This is a genomic window from Pseudarthrobacter arbutini, assembly GCF_054510915.1.
The window spans coordinates 95,458-116,252 of the sequence record NZ_JBTNDQ010000007.1 but is presented as its reverse complement, the minus strand read 5'-3'; the positions used below and the strand labels follow the sequence as shown (position 1 = coordinate 116,252).

Here is a 20,795-nt window from a genome sequence, read left to right as displayed (position 1 = left end):
CGGGGAACCCTGATCCGTGCTTGGATTGACACATGACCACCGCCCTCACCCGCCCACCGCTTGTCCGCAGCAGCGACCGCGTCATCGCGGGCGTATGTGCCGGCCTCGCGGCGCATCTGGGCTGGCCGGTGAAAAGCGTGAGGATCGGCATGGCGCTCGCAACCCTCGCCGGCGGCGCCGGGCTGGCCTTCTACGCGTGGCTGTGGATCATGGTCCCCACGGCGGACGAAAGCGCACGGCGAAACGCCAGGCGTCCGGCGTCGCCCATTGCCCCGGCCGTCAGCCTTGACCCGTCACCGAGCGCTGGGCCGCACTCGGCGGCGCCGTCGCAGGGCTCGCCCGCGGCCGCTCCCTGGTGGGGAAATCCCGACGCCGGTGCTGACGCCCCGGGGGTTTCCCCCGGCGGGCCCGCTGCCGGCTACGGGTCGGGCTACCGGGCCGCCGTGCGGCCGCCGTGGTTCCGGGTCCGCAGCATGCGCTATGGCAAGGAGATTCTGCTGGGTGCCGGCCTCCTCCTCGTGGCGGGCATCATGATTGCCCGGCTCCTGGGCGTGGACGTGCCCCTCGAGACCCTTATCCCCGCGGCTGCCGTGCTGGGCGGTGCAGCCATCGCCTGGATGCAGCTCGACGAAACCCGCCGCGCGGGGCTCGTGGACAAAACCAAGGCCGATCAGGCAGGCGGCTGGGCGCGCCTGGCCGCCGGATTGGCTCTGGTGGTTGCCGGCGTGCTGGTGATGGTGTCCGGTTCCGGATCCTGGGAACAGACCTGGCTGGCGCTGCTGGCATCGGTGGCGGTGCTGGGCGGCGTGGTGCTGGTACTCCTTCCGTGGGCCCTCAAATTCTGGCGGGACCTGGAAACTGAGCGGGCGGGCCGTATCCGTGAAACGGAGCGGGCCGAGATCGCTGCCCACCTGCACGATTCCGTCCTCCAGACCCTCGCCCTGATCCAGCGGCGGGCGGGAAACGAGCACGACGTTGTCCGGCTCGCCCGGGCGCAGGAACGTGAGCTCAGGAGCTGGCTGTTCCAGGACCCGGGTAAGGAGGCGGGCCAGCTTTCGGACCGCATCAAGGCAGTGGGTGCCGAGGTGGAAGACTCGCTCGGCAACGCCGTGGAGGTGGTGAGCGTCGGGGACACAGCCATGACCGAATCCCATGAAGCCCTGGTTCAGGCCAGCCGTGAGGCGATGCTCAATGCCTCCCGGCACGGCGGCGGGACCGTCTCTGTCTACCTCGAAGTTTCCGATGGTCGGACGGAAATCTTCATCAAGGACAGGGGGCCGGGCTTCGACCTGCAGGATGTGCCCGAAGACCGTCTCGGTGTCCGCGAATCGATCATCGGACGCATGAAACGCCACGGCGGGTCCGCCTCCATCACCAGCACGCCCAACGGCACTGAGGTGCGGCTGGGAATGCCGGCGCTCCAAACGGAAAACGCGGAAGGGAAATCATGAACAACGTACAGGGGACCGGGCCCATCCGCCCCGCAACGCCGGTCAGGGTGGTCATCGTGGACGACCACGCCATCTTCCGCTCGGGACTCAAGGCCGACCTCTCTGAGAGCATCCAGGTAGTGGGGGAAGCGGCAACGGTTGAGCAGGCCATCGCCGTGATCGCGCAGGAGCGTCCGGAAGTGGTGCTCCTGGACGTGCACCTGCCCGGTGGCCTGGGCGGCGGCGGCCGGGAAGTCATCGCGGGTTCCGCGGCGCTGCTGGCCACCACCAAGTTCCTGGCCCTGAGCGTCTCCGACGCCGCCGAGGACGTGGTGTCAGTCATCCGCGCCGGTGCCCGGGGGTATGTCACCAAGACGATTTCCGGGGCCGAGATCACCGACGCAGTGTTCCGCGTGGCCGGCGGCGACGCCGTATTCTCGCCCCGGCTGGCCGGCTTCGTGCTGGACGCCTTCGGCACCGCTCCGGCCGATATTGCCGACGACGAGCTGGACAGGCTGTCTGCCCGCGAACTCGAAGTGATGCGGCTGATCGCCCGCGGTTACAGCTACAAGGAGGTGGCCAAGGAGCTGTTCATCAGCATCAAAACCGTGGAAACCCACGTGTCGGCGGTGCTGCGCAAGCTCCAGCTCTCCAGCCGGCACGAGCTGACCAAGTGGGCCGCCGAACGCCGCCTCCTCTAACCCAAAGATGCTCTATCACTTTTGGTCCCCATAAGGCTCGAATGGGGACCAAAAGTGATAGAGCACCGGGTGTGAGAGAGCGTGCCTACTTGGCCTTGCCCAGGAAGTCCTGGAGCCGGGCGACGCCGGTGGCCAGGTCCTCGTCGCCCAGGGCGTAAGAGAGCCGCAGGTAGCCGGAGGGGCCGAACGCCTCACCCGGCACCACGGCTACTTCAACCTCATCCAGGATCAAAGCAGCCAGTTCGGCGGAGGTCGACGGCGTTGCGGTGCCTGCCGCCGTCGGGAATTCCTTCCCCAGCAGCGCACGGACGTCCGCGTAGACGTAGAACGCACCCTTCGGCGTCGGGCACTCAACACCGTCGATCGCGTTCAGGCCGGCAACGATCGCCTTGCGGCGGCGGTCAAAGGCCACCTTCATTTCGTCGACGGCGGTCAGCGGTCCGGAGACGGCGGCGAGGGCTGCAATCTGCATGATGTTCGAAACGTTGGAGGTGGCGTGTGACTGCAGGTTGGTGGCAGCCTTGATGACGTCGGCCGGGCCGATCATCCAGCCGACCCGCCAGCCGGTCATCGCATAGGTCTTGGCGACGCCGTTGAGGATGACCACTTTGTCGCCGAGTTCCGGGGCTGCCGTGGCGATGGAGGTGAACGGGACGCCGTCGTACGTCAGGTGCTCGTAGATCTCGTCGGTGACCACCCAGAGCCCCTTGGCGGCGGCCCACTTGCCGATCTCGGCCACTTGCTCCGGGCTGTACACGGAGCCCGTGGGGTTGGACGGCGAGACAAACAGCAGGATCTTGCTCTTGTCCGACACAGCGGCCTCAAGCTGCTCAACGGTGACCAGGTAGTCCTGCTCAGGTCCGGCGAACACCTCAACAGGGACACCGCCGGCGAGCCTGATGGCCTCCGGGTAGGTGGTCCAGAACGGCGTGGGAACAATCACTTCGTCGCCCGGATCCACCAGCGTGGCGAAGGTGTTGTACACGGCCTGCTTGCCGCCGTTCGTCACCAGGACCTGGGACGGATCCACGGCGTAGCCGGAGTCGCGCAGGGTCTTCTCGGCGATGGCTTTTTTGAGCTCCGGCAGGCCGGCGGCGGGGGAGTAGCGGTGGTACTTGGGCTGGCTGGCGGCCTCAATGGATGCCTTGACGATGTAGTCCGGAGTGGGGAAATCCGGTTCCCCTGCCCCGAAGCCAATAACCGGCCGGCCAGCTGCCTTCAGCGCCTTGGCCTTGGCATCAACAGCCAGGGTTGCGGATTCGGCAATTGCGGAAATGCGCTGGGAAACGCGGGCGGCAGACATGGCAGGGTCCGTTCTTCGCTTGCAGCCAGGAGGCTGAATGGTGGAATTCGACGTGATCTACTCTATGCTGTTCAGCGGATCGTTCGGGCTGCCGGCGTGGATGTGACTGCAGGTCAACTCACCCACGAGGGCGGATTGGACGGTCCGGAATGAGGCTGGTTCGACGTAGACGAAGTTGTTGCGTAGACTGGTTCTCCGGTGTTGAAAACACGGATGATGACGTGCGCCCCAGTGCAAACTGCGGAAGTTTGTCAGGATGCTGTTTTCGATCCATAGGGTAGTGGCGCAATTGGTAGCGCAGCGGTCTCCAAAACCGCAGGTTGCAGGTTCGAGTCCTGTCTGCCCTGCGCAAGCTGTTCCGGCGGAATGCCGGAGCAAGCGCAGCAACCATGGTTCTGATCAGAACCGGGTAATCCAACATTGCAAAGATGAGCGAGGACCAGGTGACCGAAACAGCTGCCAGCAGCTCCAAGGGCCGCCCAGCTAAGAAGGACGCCAAGGCTAACTTCTTCGCTCGTATTGCACTCTTCATTCGCCAGGTCATCGGCGAACTGAAGAAGGTTGTTGCACCAACCCGCAAGGAACTGATCAATTACACGCTCGTGGTGCTGGTGTTCGTGGCCATCATGATGGTGATCGTCAGCCTGCTGGACATCGGTTTTGGAACCGCTGTCAGTTGGGTCTTCGGCGGGATCGCTCCCGGGGACCGCTAGGGCGAATCGTCCGCAGGCCGCGTGGCCTTGTCCGGGTAAACCGGAAGAATCCACGCGGTGTGCGGAATTGAGCCATTTAAATAGGCATGTTAGGCAATGAGGAAGCAGGAGACCAAGTGTCTGAGCAGGAGCTCGAGGTAACCGAGACTGAGCTGGAAGAGTCCACGGACAACACGGCGGCCCCCACGGCTGAAGCCGGTGAAGAGTCCGAGGTTGAGTCCGCTGCGCCCGAATCCGCCGACGCCGATTCCGCCGACGATTCAGACGATTCAGAGGATGACGCCGTAGAAGGCGAACCTGCTGAAGGCGACTCGGAGGGCGACGACGCTGATGCAGACGCCCTGGCAGCCGCGGCCGCCAAGGCCGAGGTTGACCCCGCCGACGAATTCAAAGCCAAGCTGCGCCGCCAGGAGGGTGACTGGTACGTCATCCACTCCTACGCCGGCTACGAAAACCGCGTCAAGGCCAACCTTGAGACCCGCATCCAGACCCTGGACATGGAAGATTACATCTTCGAAATCCAGGTGCCCATGGAAGAGGTCGTTGAGATCAAGAACGCTCAGCGCAAGGTCATCAACCGCGTCCGGATCCCCGGCTACGTCCTGGTCCGCATGGACCTGACGGACGCCTCCTGGGGCGCCGTCCGCCACACTCCCGGTGTTACCGGCTTCGTGGGCAACGCCCACAACCCGGTGCCGCTGCGCCTCGACGAAGTCTTCTCCATGCTCGCGCCGGTCTTCGAAGAAGAGCAGGCCGAAAAGGGCAAGCCCGTCAAGCATGCTGCCGCCCAGATTGACGTCGACTTCGAGGTCGGCGAATCGGTCATCGTCAAGGAAGGGCCGTTCGAGACCCTCCCCGCCACGATCTCCGAGATCAAGGTGGAATCCCAGACCCTCGTGGTGCTCGTATCGATCTTCGAACGCGAAACCCCGGTCACGCTGGCATTCAACCAGGTCAGCAAGATCTAGTTACCCGCACAGAATTCGTTCCGGACTGCCCGCTTAGCAGCCCCGGAACGGCCGGTCGCCTCGCCATGGCGGCCAAAAACCTGAGGCACGCTCCTGTGTCCCAGGAAGATATTGAGAGAAGGACCTTACATTGGCTCCCAAGAAGAAGGTCACCGGCCTCATCAAGCTGCAGATCCAGGCAGGCGCCGCTAACCCGGCCCCGCCGATCGGTCCTGCGCTTGGCCAGCACGGTGTCAACATCATGGAATTCTGCAAGGCGTACAACGCTGCCACAGAAGCCCAGCGCGGAAACGTTATCCCCGTGGAAATCACGGTCTACGAAGACCGTTCCTTCACGTTCATCACCAAGACCCCGCCGGCTGCAGAGCTCATCAAGAAGGCTGCAGGAGTTGCCAAGGGTTCACCCACCCCGCACACCGTCAAGGTTGCCAAGCTGACTCAGGCCCAGGTCAACGAGATCGCCACCACCAAGATGGAAGATCTCAACGCCACCAGCCTCGAAGGCGCAGCGAAGATCATCGCCGGTACCGCCCGCTCCATGGGTATCACCGTAGAAGGCTAATAGCCTTCACCGTCGGGAAACCGGCACCACTGCCGGACAACCGGCACAAAACCGTAATGCCGCAGGGTCCTTCCAGGATCCTCGGCTGTGGCAGGGCCCAGCGCGGTCCGCAGACCACAACTGCACAAGGAGAAATAAGCAGCATGGCAAAGCGCAGCAAAGCATATGAGGCAGCAGCCGCCAAGATCGACGCGGAGAACTTCTACGCGCCGTTCGAGGCAGTAACGCTCGCCAAGGACACCAACCCGTCCAAGTTCGACGCCACCGTTGAGGTTGCCTTCCGCCTGGGCGTTGACCCTCGCAAGGCTGACCAGATGGTCCGCGGCACCGTTATCCTGCCCCACGGCACCGGTAAGGTCTCCCGCGTCCTGGTCTTCGCAACGGGCGACAAGGCTGAGGCAGCAATCGCTGCCGGCGCCGACTTCGTTGGTTCCGATGACCTGATCGAAAAGATCGCAGCCGGCTGGACCGACTTCGATGCAGCCGTCGCCACCCCTGACCTCATGGGCAAGGTTGGCCGTCTTGGTAAGGTCCTGGGTCCCCGTAACCTGATGCCGAACCCGAAGACGGGCACCGTGACCGCAGACGTGGCCAAGGCTGTCAACGACATCAAGGGTGGCAAGATCGACTTCCGCGTCGACAAGCACTCGAACCTGCACTTCATCATCGGCAAGGTTTCCTTCGACGCCATCAAGCTGGCCGAGAACTACGCAGCAGCACTGGAAGAGGTGCTTCGTTTGAAGCCGTCCGCTTCCAAGGGCCGCTACATCCAGAAGGCCACCGTGGCCACCACGTTCGGTCCCGGCATCTCCGTCGACCCCAACGTCACGAAGGTCCTGACCGAGGTCTAGTCCTCAACAGCACTTCGGCCGGGTTATTCCGGCACACCAAATGGTCCGTCCGGCACTGCGCCGGGCGGTCCTTTGGTTTAACCCCAACAGCCCTGGACCATGCGGCCCCTGCCCCCTCGTCCAAACCGGATGGATGGTTAGGATGGGGGATGACCGGTCACCAGCTGATGATCACCGCAGTGGCCATTCCTTCAGCGCTCGACGCCGGGACAGGCCACGGTGCCGGCGGCACCGGCGGTGTGATGGACTTCCACGAGTGCCACGCCTTGCGCGAGAAGCATGAGCTGGAGAAATGGGGCGACCTGGACCGCTGCCCCACGGCCATGGAAAGCCTGGAATACTGGCGCGGCAATGAGTATGAGGTACGCCGGCTCTTCATAGCACGGCTGGGCCAGGAAACCGTGGGAACCTGCTCCGTCACCCTGCCCCTGCGTGAGAACACGTACACGGCAGGGATCATGGTGGACGTGGCGGCAGCCTTCCGGCGGCGGGGCTGGGGCCGCCGGCTTCTGGAGCATGCCGAGGCTGTGGCCGCGGAAAGCGGCCGCACTTCCTTGGATGCCTACTGTGAGCTGCCCGCCGGGCCGGTGGAGAACGCAGCCAGGCTGATCCCCGCCAAATCGGGGGCGGGCGGGCTCCCCGCCGATGATCCCGCCGTGGCCTTTGCGGCCGGTGCAGGCTACGAACTTGAGCAGGTGGAGAGGGCCAGCCGGCTCACGCTGCCGGTCCCGGCGAATCAACTCGACACACTGGAGATGGAGGCGTCTTCACGGGCAACCGGCTACGTCCTGGTGGGCTGGTCTGATACCTGTCCTGACGAACTCGTGACTGAATATGCAGTCCTCAAGAACCGGATGAGCACGGATGTGCCCATTGCCGGGATGGACTGGGAAGCCGAGGACTGGGACGCTGCCAGGGTCCGGCAGGAGGAGCAGTCGAACAGCCGCAGCGGCCTGCAGAGCCAGGTCGCGGCCGCGCTGCACAGGCCCACCGGCCAGCTCGTCGCCTACTCGGTCCTGAACTGGCGGCCGGGCATTCCTGCCAGCATTGCCCAGCAGGACACCCTGGTCTCTTCCGCGCACCGCGGGAAGAGGCTGGGATTGCTGATCAAGGCGGCGAACCTCCGCGCCGCCCAGCAACGATGGCCCGCGGCGCGTTCGGTGCTGACATGGAACGCCGTGGAAAACCGGCATATGCTGGCGATAAATAATTTGCTTGGATTCAAACCTGCTGGTTATGAGGGCGAATGGCAGAAACGGCTGGGATGACGCACCTTATGGCAGAAGACGTACGGATCGAGCAGCTGTGGATCCCGGACACCCTGGACGCACCTGACGCGGTGGATTTCCTGGCTGCCGTGGAGGTGGGCCGCAAAGTCCGGATGCAGACCTGGGGCAGCGATGACCTCGCGTACACGCCGCTGGAGAAGCTGCTGGAGCTGGCGGATCCCTATGAGCGCCAAGTCATCCTGGTGGCCAAGGCCGGAGAACAGATCATCGGCACGGTGGACATTGCCCTGCCGCTGACCGACAACCTGGACATGGCGGAGTTCACCCTGGACATCCTGCCGGAATTCCAGCGCCAGGGGGTGGGCCGCAAGCTGCTCCTCGCGGCCGAACATCTGGCGCGCAGCGAGGGCCGCACTTTAATCCTCGTTGACACCAACCATCCCGGCGCGTCCCTGCACGAGTTCGAGACGGCCCAGCTGGTGCCGGGTTCAGGCCAGGGCTTTGTGCCGTTGGACAGCCGGGAAGTCGAATTCGCGCGCCGGACCGGCTACACACTTCAGCACATCGAACAGTTCAGCTCCTGTGCACTGCCGCTGGACAGCAAACTCGTGGCCGATCTCCAGGCCGAGGCGGATGAAGCCAACAACGGGCGGTACCGGCTCCATCACTGGACGGACCGTTGCCCGGATGAGTGGCTGGAAGCCGTGGCCGTGCTCGAGAACCAGGCGGGCGCCGACGTCGATCCTTCCCTTGAGACTCCCGTTGAGCAGGACATGGTGTTCGACGGCGGCATCCTCCGCGAGGCCGAAGAGGTCACCATCGCGCAGGGGAGGCGGACGGTGGTCACCGCCGTCGAGCATCTGGCCACCGGGGCCCTGGTGGGCCTGACCACCATCAGCGTCCTGGCCCACCGGCCCGATGTGGTGTTCCAGGACGACACCCTGGTCCTGCAGGAGCACCGGGGGAACAAGCTGGGGCTACTGATCAAAGTGGCCAACATGGAGCGGCTCACCGAGCAGTTCCCCGATGCCCGTGTCATCTACACCTGGAACGCCCCCGAGAACAGGTACTTGCTGACTGTCAACCAGCAGCTCGGCTTCACCACCGCCGGCGTGACCGGCATCTGGCAGAAGGAACTTCCGTACCTGGGGACCAGCAAGAGCTAAGGCCGATTTGGTGGTCCGGCTGGCCGTCCCGTAAGCTTGAAGTACCAAAGACCGTCGGTTGTTGGAAATCCATTCTCCTGAACGCAGCTCAACTCTGCAGTTGTGTGCGGGAGGCCAAGTGTATTTCTGGACGAAGGACCCTGAACATAGGGCGGCCGGCGCAGGTGAACGAAGCAACGCTCCACAGTGAAAGCCGTGTTGAGCCAAGCCCCGTGCATCTGCGCGGGGCGTTTTTTAGTTTTAGCTCATCTGAGCGGGGACCGTCGCATACCGGCACTATCCCCGGAAGGAGGGTTATGGCAACGCCTACAAAGGTTTCAGCAGTAGCTGAGATCACTAACGATTTCAAGGAATCGAACGCCGCTGTCCTGACCGAATACCGCGGGCTCACCGTTGCACAGCTCAAGCAGCTGCGTGTTTCTCTCGGCCAGGACACCAAGTTCTCGGTCGTCAAGAACACCCTGACCGCCATTGCAGCCAAGGAAGCTGGTGTCGAAGCATTCAACGACCAGCTCTCCGGCCCTACTGCAATCGCGTTCATCAAGGGTGACGCAGTTGCCGCTGCCAAGAGCCTGACGGATTTTGCCAAGGCCAACAAGCAGCTGGTTATCAAGACCGGTTACTTCGAGGGCAAGGCACTGAACGCGAGCGAAGTCGCTGCCCTGGCAGCACTCGAGTCCCGCGAGCTGCAGCTCGCCAAGGTTGCAGGCATCCTCAAGGCTCCTGCTGCCGCCGCTGCACGCACCATTGACGCACTGCGCCTCAAGCTCGAAGAAGCGAACGGTGCACCGGCAGTTGCCGAGGCTCCCGCCGCGGAAGAAGCTCCGGCCGCAGACGAAGCCCCCGAAGCAGCTGCCGAGGCTCCCGCCGAAGCACCCGCTGCCGAAGAGAACTAGTTCTCTTCACCCACCAGACTCCGGTGTGAAGGCAATGGCCCAGGCCGCCAAGCACCACCTATAGGAAGGACGCCACACCATGGCGAAGCTCACCAACGAAGAGCTCATTGAAGCTTTCAAGGAACTGACCATCATCGAGCTCTCCGAGTTCGTCAAGCTCTTCGAAGAGACCTTCGAAGTTACTGCAGCTGCAGTTGCTGTTGCTGGCCCCGCCGGTGGCGGCGCAGCTGAAGAAGCTGAAGAGCAGACTGAATTCGACGTTATCCTCGAATCAGCTGGCGAAAAGAAGATCGCAGTGATCAAGGAAGTTCGCGCAATCACTTCCCTGGGTCTGAAGGAAGCTAAGGACGTTGTTGACAGCGCCCCCAAGGCTGTCCTCGAAGGCGTCACGAAGGAAGCTGCCGAGAAGGCAGTGGAGCAGCTCCAGGCTGCCGGCGCAACCGTTACCCTCAAGTAACTCACGCCGCTTCACGGAAAACCCCGTCCACTTCGGTGGGCGGGGTTTTCCTGCATTTAACCCAACGCGGGGTCAAATATGGCCCATGAAGTGCCCACTATTGGGCCGTAAGTGACCCCGCGTTGCTAGTTCGGTTCGGAGATATCGGCGACGACGGCGCCCAGTGCTGCGGTGAGCGCATCGGCGTCCACAAATGCGCTGTAGCCGTGTTCGCCGGCGCCCATGGAGATCCGGCGGCCGGCAATGGTGGCGTCCGCGTACACCGGCCAGGCGGTGGTGCTGCCGAGCGGGGTGATGGTCCCGCGTTCGTAGCCGGTCGCACCAAGCGCCACGTCCGCGGGCGGCAACGAGAGTTTGTTGACGCCCACCAGGGTCCGCAGTTTTGGCCAGGAGATCTGCCGGTCACCCGGAATCAGCGCGAACAGGAACGTCCCGTCCTTGTGCTTGACCACCAGGGACTTCACGATGTCCGCGGGCGTGATGCCCAGAATCCCGGCAGCCTCCTCAAGGCTCCGCGCGGCCAGCCGCTCCACCAGCTGCACGTCCAAGCCGCGCCCGGCGGCGTCTGAAAGGAAGCGCTGACGTCCGACGGCGGGGCCCCCGTTGTCCGCCTGCCCCGCCATCAGTCCCTGCCCGCCATCAGTCCCGGTACAGCAGGAGCGCTTCGCCCTGGCCGCCGCCGCCGCACAGCGAAACCGCGGCCTTGCCGCTGCCCCGCCGTTTGAGTTCATGGGCCGCGTGCAGCGCCAACCGCGCACCGGACGCCCCGATCGGGTGGCCCAGGGCAATGGCGCCGCCGTGGATGTTGCACTTCTCCAGGGGGTAGTCCAGGTCCTTCAGCGACTGCACCGCGACCGAACCGAAGGCTTCGTTAATTTCGATGAAGTCCAGGTCGGCGGTGGTCCATTCCGCCCTCTGCAGTGCGTTCATGATGGCGTGGGACGGCTGCGAATGCAGGGAATTGTCCGGACCGGCAACCTGTCCGGGCTTTCCCACCACAGCCAGGTATTCCAGGCCGTTCTCCTCCGCGAACCGGCGCGATGCCAGCACCAGTGCGGAGGCGCCGTCGGACAGGGGAGAGGAGTTGCCGGCGGTGATGGTTCCGTCGCTGACAAAAGCCGCCCGGAGCCCGGCCAGGGACTCGATGGACGTGTTGGGCCGTACCCCTTCATCGGTGGAGACAACGATGGGATCTCCCTTGCGCTGCTTGACGCTGATGGGCGCGATCTCGTCGTCGAAGACGCCGTTCTTCGCCGCCAGCGCCGCACGCTGGTGCGAGTGGGCGGCCACGTTGTCCTGCGAGGTCCGGTCAATGCCGAGAGTCAGGTTCTTGGTCTCGGTGGACAGGCCCATGGACTGGCCGTCGAACGCATCCGTAAGGCCGTCGTGCGCCGCAACATCCAGCGCCTGGATGGCGCCATAGGTCCAGCCCTGGCGGGAACCCGGCAGCAGGTGGGGCGCACGGGTCATGGATTCCTGGCCGCCGGCCACCACCACGGTGGCGTCGCCGCTGCGGATCATCCTGGCGGCGTCGATCACCGCGGTCAGCCCGGACAGGCACACCTTGTTGATGGTGACCGTGGGAACGTTCCAGCCGATTCCCGCTCCGATGGCGCTCTGGCGTGCGGGGTTCTGCCCGGCGCCGGCCTGCAGTACCTGGCCCATGATGACGGCGTCCACCTGGCCGGCGTCCACGCCGCTCGCTGCAATCGCGGACCTGATCGCGTGCGCTCCGAGTTCGACGGCGGTGAAGCTCGCCAGTTGCCCGTTGAGCCGGCCCTGCGGGGTGCGCGCACCGGCCAGGATGACCACGTCAGTGTTGTCGTTGGAGTTGCCCATTGTGATCTCTTCCGCTCTGAATCGATGTACTTCCAAGGCTACCGTGAGGCATGTCACCTATTTATCCAAACGCCGCAGGGGTGCCGGTGATTCCAATCGTGCCGGCCATGGCCAACAGGGGAGAACTACCCATCCGCCGGTTGTGCGCGAGGTCGCGGTGGTGCGTAGGGTGGACGGCGAAGACGAAAGCAACAGAGCAACGCAAAACAGGGAGCAGCAGCATCTTGAAGAAAATCCTCGCCGCGGCAGCCATGGCCAGCCTCGCCGGACTCACCGCCTGCAGCGTTGCCACTCCTGCGCCGGACAGCACTTCATCCACAGCGGCCCCCACTGCGTCCACGTCCGCACCGTCCACCGCGTCGCCGTCGCGCTCTTCCAGTCCGTCAGCAGCGCCCCAGGCCGGAGGTGTTAAGGGAGCCTGCGAGACGTTCAACTCGCTTTACGCCGACTACAAGGCCATCCAGGACGATTCCAACGCCTACGAGGACATCTACTTTGCCGCGCAGGACGCCAAGGACACGGTGTCGGGGAACCTGGTGGGACTGTTTACCTCGCTCAGCGTTCTCGCGCTTGACCACTCCACGGCCGCGAAAAAGGGCGGCGGGCCGGAGCAGGCTTCCAAGGATGGTGTGCGGGATGCTGTCTTCGCAAACGCGGGCGAGTGCACCGCAGCGGACGTCACGCTCCGCCTCTAAACGCGGGCCGGAAGCCAAAAAATCAGTGCTTGCAATAAGTCAGGTTGTGGGGTAGACACGTAATTGGTTTTGCCGTATCGTAGATATTTGCGTCTTCCCTGTTTACCTTCAGCCTTCATATAGCGGTGGGCTTTGCCTGGCAGCTGACCATCAACGTGCCGTCAACAACGTCACTGTATGGAAAGCCCCGGCCCGGGTCATATAGCGGAACCGGATGGTAGCACTGCGGAGTCACTCCGCAGGGTGCACAGCGGGGGAGATCTGAAAACGCCTGAAGGTCTGTGGAAGGATCCCTCTTGGTCGCCTCGAGCACCTCTAATAACGAAACCGCTAACACCGCCGACAGCACTGATGGTGCCACTCGCCGGCTCTCATTCGCAAAGATTCACGAACCGCTGGACGTTCCGAATCTCCTTGCCCTGCAGACGGACAGCTTCGACTGGCTGGTCGGAAACGAACGCTGGCAGGCGCGCGTAGCGAAGGCCGTCGAAGAAAACGATCTTAGCGTCGCCACCTCGTCCGGACTGTCGGACATCTTTGAAGAGATCTCCCCGATCGAGGACTTCCAGGGCACCATGTCCCTGAGCTTCTCCGATCCGGAGTTCGCTGACCCGAAGTACACCATGGCCGAGTGCAAGGACCGGGACGCAACGTACTCGGCACCGCTGTACGTCAAGGCCGAGTTCATGAACAACAACACGGGCGAAATCAAGCAGCAGACCGTGTTCATGGGCGACTTCCCCCTCATGACGGAGAAGGGCACCTTCGTCGTCAACGGCACCGAACGTGTGGTCGTCTCCCAGCTGGTCCGTTCACCGGGCGCCTACTTTGAGCGCACCGCCGACAAGACCAGTGACAAGGACATCTTCACTGCCAAGATCATCCCGTCCCGCGGTGCATGGTTTGAACTCGAGATCGACAAGCGCGACCAGGTCGGCGTTCGCCTCGACCGCAAGCGCAAGCAGTCCGTCACCGTTCTGCTGAAGGCCCTCGGCTGGACCGAAGGCCAGATCCTCGAAGAGTTCGGCCAGTACGACTCCATGCGCGCAACGCTGGAGAAGGACGCCACCGAGACCCGCGAAGACGCGTTGCTGGACATCTACCGGAAGCTGCGACCGGGCGAGCCGCCCACAGTCGAGGCTGCCCAGTCCCTCCTGGACAACCTGTACTTCAACTCCAAGCGCTACGATCTGGCCAAGGTTGGCCGTTACAAGATCAACCGCAAGCTTGGCATCGACCGCTCCCTTGGCGACAAGGAAGCTTCGGTCCTGCACGTTGAAGACATCGTGGCCATGATCAAGTTCCTGGTTGCCCTGCACGCCGGCGAGAAGACCCTCACGGGCAAGCGCGACGGCCAGGACCACGAGCTGCGCGTTGAGATCGATGACATCGACCACTTCGGCAACCGTCGTATCCGCGCCGTCGGCGAGCTCATCGAGAACCAGGTCCGCACCGGCCTGTCCCGTATGGAGCGCGTTGTCCGCGAGCGGATGACTACCCAGGACGTCGAGGCCATCACGCCGCAGACACTGATCAACATCCGCCCTGTCGTTGCGGCCATCAAGGAGTTCTTCGGAACTTCCCAGCTGTCACAGTTCATGGACCAGAACAACCCGCTGTCGGGTCTGACGCACAAGCGCCGTCTGTCCGCGCTTGGCCCGGGTGGTCTGTCCCGTGACCGCGCAGGCATGGAAGTTCGAGACGTTCACCCGTCCCACTACGGACGTATGTGCCCCATCGAAACCCCTGAAGGCCCGAACATTGGTCTGATCGGTTCGCTGGCATCCTACGGCCGCATCAACCCGTTCGGCTTCATCGAGACTCCTTACCGTCTCGTCGCTGAAGGCGTTGTCTCCGATGAGGTCCAGTACCTCACGGCCGACGACGAGGCAGAGGTCCTGATCGCACAGGCCAACGCTCCGCTGGATGAGAACAAGAAGTTCGCCGAAGAGACCGTCCTGGTCCGCGCCCGTGGTGGTGGAGGCGAGCCTGTGCTCGTTCCCGCCGGCGAGGTCGAGTTCATGGACGTTTCCCCGCGCCAGATGGTGTCCGTGGCTACGGCCCTGATCCCGTTCCTCGAGCATGACGATGCTAACCGCGCACTCATGGGTGCCAACATGCAGCGCCAGGCCGTGCCGCTGGTCCGTTCCGAGGCCCCGTTCGTGGGAACCGGCATGGAGCGCGCCGCAGCCGTCGACGCCGGTGATGTCACCATTGCGAAGAAGGCCGGTGTGGTTACCGAGGTCTCCGCTGAGCTCGTCATCATGCTCAACGACGACGGTACGGAAACCAACTACCGCATCAACAAGTTCGCACGCTCCAACCAGGGCAACTGCTACAACAACCGTGTCCTGGTGAACGAAGGCCAGCGCCTCGAGGTCGGCGGCATCATCGCCGACGGTCCGGCAACGGACCAGGGCGAACTCGCCCTCGGTAAGAACCTGCTCGTGGCATTCATGTCATGGGAAGGCCACAACTTCGAGGACGCCATCATCCTCTCGCAGCGCATTGTTGCCGAGGACGTTCTTTCCTCCATCCACATCGAGGAGCACGAGATCGATGCCCGCGACACCAAGCTTGGTGCCGAGGAAATCACCCGTGACATCCCCAACGTGTCCGAGGAAGTCCTGGCAGGCCTGGACGAGCGTGGAATCATCCACATCGGTGCCGAGGTTGAAGCCGGCGACATCCTGGTCGGAAAGGTCACCCCGAAGGGTGAAACTGAACTGACCCCCGAAGAGCGCCTGCTGCGCGCCATCTTCGGTGAGAAGTCCCGCGAAGTGCGCGACACCTCCCTGAAGGTTCCGCACGGCGAGTCCGGCACCGTCATCGGCGTCCGCGTCTTCGACCGCGACAACGACGACGAACTGCCCCCGGGCGTGAACCAGCTGGTGCGCGTCTACGTGGCCGCCAAGCGCAAGATCACCGACGGCGACAAGCTCGCCGGCCGTCACGGCAACAAGGGCGTTATCTCCAAGATCCTCCCGATCGAGGACATGCCCTTCCTTGCCGACGGTACCCCCGTTGATATTGTCCTGAACCCGCTGGGTGTTCCGGGCCGTATGAACGTCGGCCAGGTGCTGGAAACGCACCTCGGCTGGGTTGCCAAGACCGGTTGGAAGATCGAAGGCGAGCCCGAGTGGATGAAGCAGCTGCCGAACCTGCCGCGCGAGAGTGGCCAGACCACTGTTGCAACGCCGGTGTTCGATGGCGCCCGTGAAGAGGAAATCACGGGTCTGCTGGACTCCACCAACGTCACCCGCGACGGCGACCGCCTGATCAACTCCTCAGGCAAGACCCGCCTCTTTGACGGCCGCTCCGGCGAGCCGTTCCCGGATCCGATCTCGGTCGGCTACATGTACATCCTGAAGCTCCACCACCTGGTGGACGACAAGATCCACGCCCGTTCCACTGGCCCGTACTCCATGATCACGCAGCAGCCGCTGGGTGGTAAGGCACAGTTCGGTGGCCAGCGCTTCGGTGAGATGGAAGTGTGGGCGCTGGAAGCTTATGGCGCCGCGTACACCCTCCAGGAACTCCTCACCATCAAGTCGGATGATATCCACGGTCGTGTCAAGGTCTACGAAGCAATCGTCAAGGGCGAGAACATCCCCGAGCCGGGCGTTCCTGAGTCCTTCAAGGTCTTGATCAAGGAAATGCAGTCGCTGTGCCTGAACGTGGAAGTACTTTCCACGGACGGAACCACAATTGAAATGCGTGACTCTGATGACGCAGTCTTCACGGCTGCGGAAGAACTGGGCATCGATCTGTCTCGTGCAGAGCCCAGTTCCGTAGAAGAGGTTTAGCAGGGGACTTACGACGGCGGGTTCGCACCCGCCGTCGTAAGTCACCTCCCTCTTCCCGTAACCAAGACTTCAGAATTTAGAGAACAAGAGAGAACAGGGACCATATGTCCAGCGAATCCTCCTTCGGCCTCATGCAGATCGGCCTCGCCACCGCGGATGACATCCGTGGCTGGTCTTACGGCGAGGTTAAGAAGCCGGAAACCATCAACTACCGCACGCTCAAGCCCGAGAAGGACGGCCTCTTCTGCGAGAAGATCTTCGGCCCTTCCCGTGACTGGGAATGCTACTGCGGTAAGTACAAGCGTGTGCGCTTCAAGGGCATCATCTGCGAGCGGTGTGGCGTTGAAGTCACCCGTGCGAAGGTCCGCCGTGAGCGCATGGGCCACATCGAGCTGGCCGCCCCGGTCACGCACATCTGGTACTTCAAGGGTGTTCCTTCCCGCCTGGGCTACCTCCTTGACCTGGCACCGAAGGACCTCGAAAAGGTCATCTACTTCGCTGCCTACATGATCACCAGCGTCGACGCCGACAGCCGCCACGAGGAACTGCCCAACCTTCAGGTTGAGCACGACATCGAGAAGAAGCAGCTGATCGACAACCGCGACTCCGACATCGCCACGATCGCCCGTGACCTCGAAAACGAGATCGCGCGCCTCGAAGGTGAAGGTGCCAAGGCTGCCGACAAGAAGAAGGCCCGCGACTCCGCGGACCGTCAGATGGCCAACGTGCGTAAGCGTGCCGACGCCGAGATCGAGCGCCTCGAGCAGGTCTGGGACCGTTTCAAGAACCTGAAGGTCGCGGACCTCGAAGGCGACGAAGGCCTCTACCGCGAGCTGCGCGACCGCTACGGCATGTACTTCGAAGGCTCCATGGGTGCCGAAGCCATCAAGAAGCGTCTTGAGAACTTCGACATGCAGGCCGAGTCTGACCTTCTGCGCGACATCATTGCCAACGGCAAGGGCCAGCGCAAGACCCGCGCCCTGAAGCGCCTGAAGGTGGTCAACGCGTTCCTGACCACCAACAACAGCCCGCTCGGCATGGTGCTGGACGCTGTCCCGGTGATCCCGCCGGAACTGCGCCCGATGGTCCAGCTGGACGGTGGCCGCTTCGCGACCTCCGACCTCAACGACCTCTACCGTCGTGTGATCAACCGCAACAACCGCCTCAAGCGCCTGCTTGACCTCGGTGCCCCGGAGATCATCGTCAACAACGAGAAGCGCATGCTTCAGGAAGCTGTTGACAGCCTCTTCGACAACGGCCGTCGCGGCCGTCCGGTCACCGGTCCTGGCAACCGTCCGCTGAAGTCCCTGAGCGACATGCTCAAGGGCAAGCAGGGCCGTTTCCGCCAGAACCTCCTCGGCAAGCGCGTTGACTACTCCGGCCGTTCGGTCATCGTCGTCGGCCCGCAGCTGAAGCTGCACCAGTGTGGTCTGCCCAAGCAGATGGCACTGGAGCTCTTCAAGCCGTTCGTGATGAAGCGCCTGGTTGACCTCAACCACGCCCAGAACATCAAGTCGGCCAAGCGCATGGTTGAGCGTTACCGTCCGCAGGTCTGGGACGTGCTGGAAGAGATCATCACCGAACACCCGGTGCTGCTCAACCGTGCACCTACCCTGCACCGCCTTGGCATCCAGGCTTTCGAACCGCAGCTTGTTGAAGGTAAGGCAATCCAGCTCCACCCGCTGGTTTGTGGCGCCTTCAACGCTGACTTCGACGGCGACCAGATGGCAGTCCACCTGCCGCTGAGCCCCGAGGCCCAGGCTGAGGCACGCATCCTGATGCTGTCCTCGAACAACATCCTGAAGCCGTCCGACGGCCGTCCGGTCACCCTGCCTTCGCAGGATATGATCATCGGTCTTTACCACCTGACCACCAAGCGTGTCGGTTCAGCTGGCGAGGGACGCGTCTTCTCCTCGGTTGCCGAAGCCATCATGGCCTACGACCTCCGCGAGCTGCACCTGAACTCGCAGGTCCGGATCCGCCTCGAAGGCTTCGTTCCGTACGCGGGCTGGGAAGCTCCGGAAGGCTGGGAAGCCGGCCAGCCGGTGATCGTCCAGACCTCCCTGGGACAGGTCATCTTCAACCAGACGCTGCCGGCGGATTACCCGTGGGTTGAGAACGTTGCGGACAAGGGCGAACTGTCCACGATCGTCAACGATCTCGCCGAGCGCTACCCGAAGGTGGTCACGGCGGCAACGCTGGACAACCTGAAGGACGCCGGTTTCTACTGGGCCACCCGCTCGGGCGTTACCGTCGCCATCTCGGACATCGAGGTACCCAAGGACAAGCCGCGGATCCTCGCCGGTTACGAAACCATGGCTGCCAAGATCCAGGGCCAGTACGACAAGGGCCTGATCGACGACGACGAGCGTCGCCAGGAACTGATCGAGATCTGGAACAAGGCAACCAACGAGATCGCCCAGGTGATGCGTGACAACCTGTCGCCGATGAACACCATCAACCGCATGGTGTCCTCCGGTGCACGTGGTAACTGGATGCAGGTCCGGCAGATCGCGGGTATCCGTGGCCTGGTGGCCAACCCTAAGGGTGAAATCATCCCGCGTCCCATCAAGTCCTCGTACCGCGAGGGCCTGTCGGTGCTGGAATACTTCATCGCCACGCACGGTGCCCGTAAGGGTCTGGCTGACACCGCGCTGCGTACCGCCAACTCGGGTTACCTGACCCGTCGTCTGGTGGACGTGTCGCAGGACGTCATCGTTCGCGAAGAGGACTGCGGCACCGAGCGCGGCCTGGTCACGGCAATCGCCGTGCCGGACGCCAACGGCGAGCTGGTCCTGGACGAGAACGTCGAGAACAGCGCCTACGCCCGTACGCTCGCTGTTGATGTTGTGGACTCCAAGGGCAATGTCCTTGCAGCCGGCGGCACCGACTGCGGCGACGTCGTTATCGCTGAGCTGTTCGCAGCCGGCATCACCGAGGTCAAGGTCCGCTCCGTACTCACCTGTGAGTCCAGCGTCGGCACCTGCGCCCTGTGCTACGGCCGTTCACTGGCCACCGGCAAGACCGTGGACATCGGCGAGGCCGTCGGCATCATCGCCGCACAGTCCATCGGTGAGCCCGGTACCCAGCTGACCATGCGTACGTTCCACACCGGTGGTGCTGTTTCCGCCAGCGGTGGCGACGACATCACCCAGGGTCTGCCCCGTATCCAGGAGCTCTTCGAAGCCCGTACTCCGAAGGGTGTCGCACCGATTGCTGAAGCAGCCGGCCGCATCGCCATCGAAGAGTCCGAGCGTCAGATGCGCCTGGTCATCACTCCGGATGACGGCTCTGAAGAGATCGCCTACCCGGTACTGCGCCGTTCACGCCTCCTCATTGTGGATGGCGAGCACGTCACAGTAGGCCAGAAGCTCATCAACGGTCCGGTGGATCCCAAGCAGGTTCTGCGCATCATGGGTCCCCGTGCCGCGCAGAAGTTCCTGGTGGACGAGGTCCAGGGCGTGTACCGCAGCCAGGGCATCGGTATCCACGACAAGCACGTCGAGGTTATCGTCCGCCAGATGCTGCGCCGCGTCACGGTCATCGAGTCCGGCGAATCGGATCTGCTCCCCGGCGAGCTCGCCGAGCGCAGCCGCTTCGAGGAGGCCAACCGCCGCGTTGTGTCCGAGGGCAAGACTCCGGCTTCCGGACGTCCTGAGCTCATGGGCATCACGAAGGCATCCCTGGCCACCGAGTCCTGGCTGTCGGCAGCTTCCTTCCAGGAGACCACCCGCGTCCTGACGCAGGCGGCCATGGAAGGCAAGAGCGACCCGCTGCTCGGCCTCAAGGAGAACGTCATCATCGGTAAGCTGATCCCGGCCGGCACGGGTCTCCCGCGCTACACCGAGGTCACCGTGGAGCCCACTGAGGAAGCGAAGGCCAACCTGTTCACCGGCCCCAGCGCATTCAGTGACTTCTCGTACGACTCCCTGGGCGGCGACGGAGCTCCTGAGTTCCACGCCATCCCGCTGGATGACTACGATCTCGGCAACGATTTCCGCTAGTCGATTGCGTTGAAAGGCCCCGCTTCCACTCTGTGGAGGCGGGGCCTTTCGTCTACACCCGATTAAGGGCCCGGGTCCAGCCGTGCTAAACTTTGTGTAATTGTTCTGTGTGGCAGTGGATGAAGGCCGCCGCAGCATCATTTTGGTTTTGTTCTCATGATGCTGGGTGGAGCTT

The 20,795-nt window shown here is 63.3% G+C and carries 16 protein-coding genes and 1 tRNA gene; 14 read left to right on the top strand and 3 right to left on the bottom strand.

The annotated features are described in order from the left end of the window. Window positions 1-32: 32 nt before the first annotated feature. Window positions 33-1,451 carry an ATP-binding protein gene (locus ACX80V_RS09880; RefSeq protein ID WP_485842985.1) on the top strand — a complete coding sequence of 473 codons (1,419 nt, stop codon included), beginning with the start codon at window positions 33-35 and terminating at the stop codon, window positions 1,449-1,451. After that, window positions 1,448-2,131 carry a LuxR C-terminal-related transcriptional regulator gene (locus ACX80V_RS09875; protein ID WP_058931703.1) on the top strand — a complete coding sequence of 228 codons (684 nt, stop codon included), beginning with the start codon at window positions 1,448-1,450 and terminating at the stop codon, window positions 2,129-2,131. Before ACX80V_RS09880 ends, ACX80V_RS09875 begins: the two co-directional genes overlap by 4 nt. Before the next feature lie 85 nt (window positions 2,132-2,216). Here ACX80V_RS09875 and ACX80V_RS09870 read toward each other — a convergent pair whose 3' ends face one another. Then, a complete protein-coding gene (locus ACX80V_RS09870) occupies window positions 2,217-3,434 on the bottom strand; it encodes a pyridoxal phosphate-dependent aminotransferase (protein WP_485842984.1) in 1,218 nt (405 codons plus the stop codon). A 274-nt stretch (window positions 3,435-3,708) separates the two neighbouring features. Here ACX80V_RS09870 and ACX80V_RS09865 point away from each other — a divergent pair. From ACX80V_RS09865 to rplL, 9 genes are all read left to right on the top strand, one after another. Then, window positions 3,709-3,781 (top strand) — tRNA-Trp (locus tag ACX80V_RS09865). Window positions 3,782-3,862: 81 nt separating this feature from the next. Next, window positions 3,863-4,147 (top strand): preprotein translocase subunit SecE, encoded by a 285-nt coding sequence (secE, locus tag ACX80V_RS09860; RefSeq protein ID WP_056344431.1) that lies wholly within the window; start codon window positions 3,863-3,865, stop codon window positions 4,145-4,147. 116 nt (window positions 4,148-4,263) lie between these two features. Beyond that, window positions 4,264-5,115, top strand: coding sequence for a transcription termination/antitermination protein NusG (gene nusG / locus ACX80V_RS09855; RefSeq protein ID WP_056344429.1), 852 nt, complete (start codon window positions 4,264-4,266; stop codon window positions 5,113-5,115). A 130-nt stretch (window positions 5,116-5,245) separates the two neighbouring features. After that, the gene (rplK, locus tag ACX80V_RS09850) at window positions 5,246-5,677 is read left to right on the top strand and encodes a 50S ribosomal protein L11 (RefSeq protein WP_024365990.1); all 432 of its coding nucleotides are present in this window, start codon (window positions 5,246-5,248) and stop codon (window positions 5,675-5,677) included. A gap of 143 nt (window positions 5,678-5,820) precedes the next feature. Then, on the top strand, window positions 5,821-6,528 hold the full coding sequence (gene rplA, locus ACX80V_RS09845; RefSeq protein ID WP_058931708.1) for a 50S ribosomal protein L1: 708 nt from the start codon (window positions 5,821-5,823) through the stop codon (window positions 6,526-6,528). 149 nt (window positions 6,529-6,677) lie between these two features. Beyond that, window positions 6,678-7,796 carry a GNAT family N-acetyltransferase gene (locus ACX80V_RS09840; RefSeq protein WP_485842983.1) on the top strand — a complete coding sequence of 373 codons (1,119 nt, stop codon included), beginning with the start codon at window positions 6,678-6,680 and terminating at the stop codon, window positions 7,794-7,796. A gap of 8 nt (window positions 7,797-7,804) precedes the next feature. Further along, complete coding sequence (locus ACX80V_RS09835; RefSeq protein ID WP_248759569.1) at window positions 7,805-8,923, top strand: GNAT family N-acetyltransferase; 1,119 nt, start codon at window positions 7,805-7,807, stop codon at window positions 8,921-8,923. A 296-nt stretch (window positions 8,924-9,219) separates the two neighbouring features. Next, complete coding sequence (gene rplJ / locus ACX80V_RS09830) at window positions 9,220-9,819, top strand: 50S ribosomal protein L10 (protein WP_485842982.1); 600 nt, start codon at window positions 9,220-9,222, stop codon at window positions 9,817-9,819. 79 nt (window positions 9,820-9,898) lie between these two features. Then, window positions 9,899-10,276, top strand: a complete 378-nt coding sequence (gene rplL, locus ACX80V_RS09825) for a 50S ribosomal protein L7/L12 (protein WP_056344416.1) — start codon at window positions 9,899-9,901, stop codon at window positions 10,274-10,276. A 125-nt stretch (window positions 10,277-10,401) separates the two neighbouring features. Here rplL and ACX80V_RS09820 read toward each other — a convergent pair whose 3' ends face one another. Continuing rightward, the gene (locus ACX80V_RS09820) at window positions 10,402-10,899 is read right to left on the bottom strand and encodes an aminoacyl-tRNA deacylase (RefSeq protein ID WP_485842981.1); all 498 of its coding nucleotides are present in this window, start codon (window positions 10,897-10,899) and stop codon (window positions 10,402-10,404) included. 16 nt (window positions 10,900-10,915) lie between these two features. Beyond that, window positions 10,916-12,115, bottom strand: coding sequence for an acetyl-CoA C-acetyltransferase (locus tag ACX80V_RS09815; RefSeq protein ID WP_485842980.1), 1,200 nt, complete (start codon window positions 12,113-12,115; stop codon window positions 10,916-10,918). A 224-nt stretch (window positions 12,116-12,339) separates the two neighbouring features. Between ACX80V_RS09815 and ACX80V_RS09810 the strand changes: the two genes are divergently transcribed. From ACX80V_RS09810 to ACX80V_RS09800, 3 genes are all read left to right on the top strand, one after another. Then, on the top strand, window positions 12,340-12,810 hold the full coding sequence (locus ACX80V_RS09810; protein WP_485842979.1) for a hypothetical protein: 471 nt from the start codon (window positions 12,340-12,342) through the stop codon (window positions 12,808-12,810). A gap of 296 nt (window positions 12,811-13,106) precedes the next feature. After that, the gene (gene rpoB / locus ACX80V_RS09805) at window positions 13,107-16,616 is read left to right on the top strand and encodes a DNA-directed RNA polymerase subunit beta (RefSeq protein WP_058931713.1); all 3,510 of its coding nucleotides are present in this window, start codon (window positions 13,107-13,109) and stop codon (window positions 16,614-16,616) included. A gap of 104 nt (window positions 16,617-16,720) precedes the next feature. Then, complete coding sequence (locus ACX80V_RS09800; protein ID WP_485842978.1) at window positions 16,721-20,620, top strand: DNA-directed RNA polymerase subunit beta'; 3,900 nt, start codon at window positions 16,721-16,723, stop codon at window positions 20,618-20,620. Window positions 20,621-20,795: the final 175 nt, after the last annotated feature.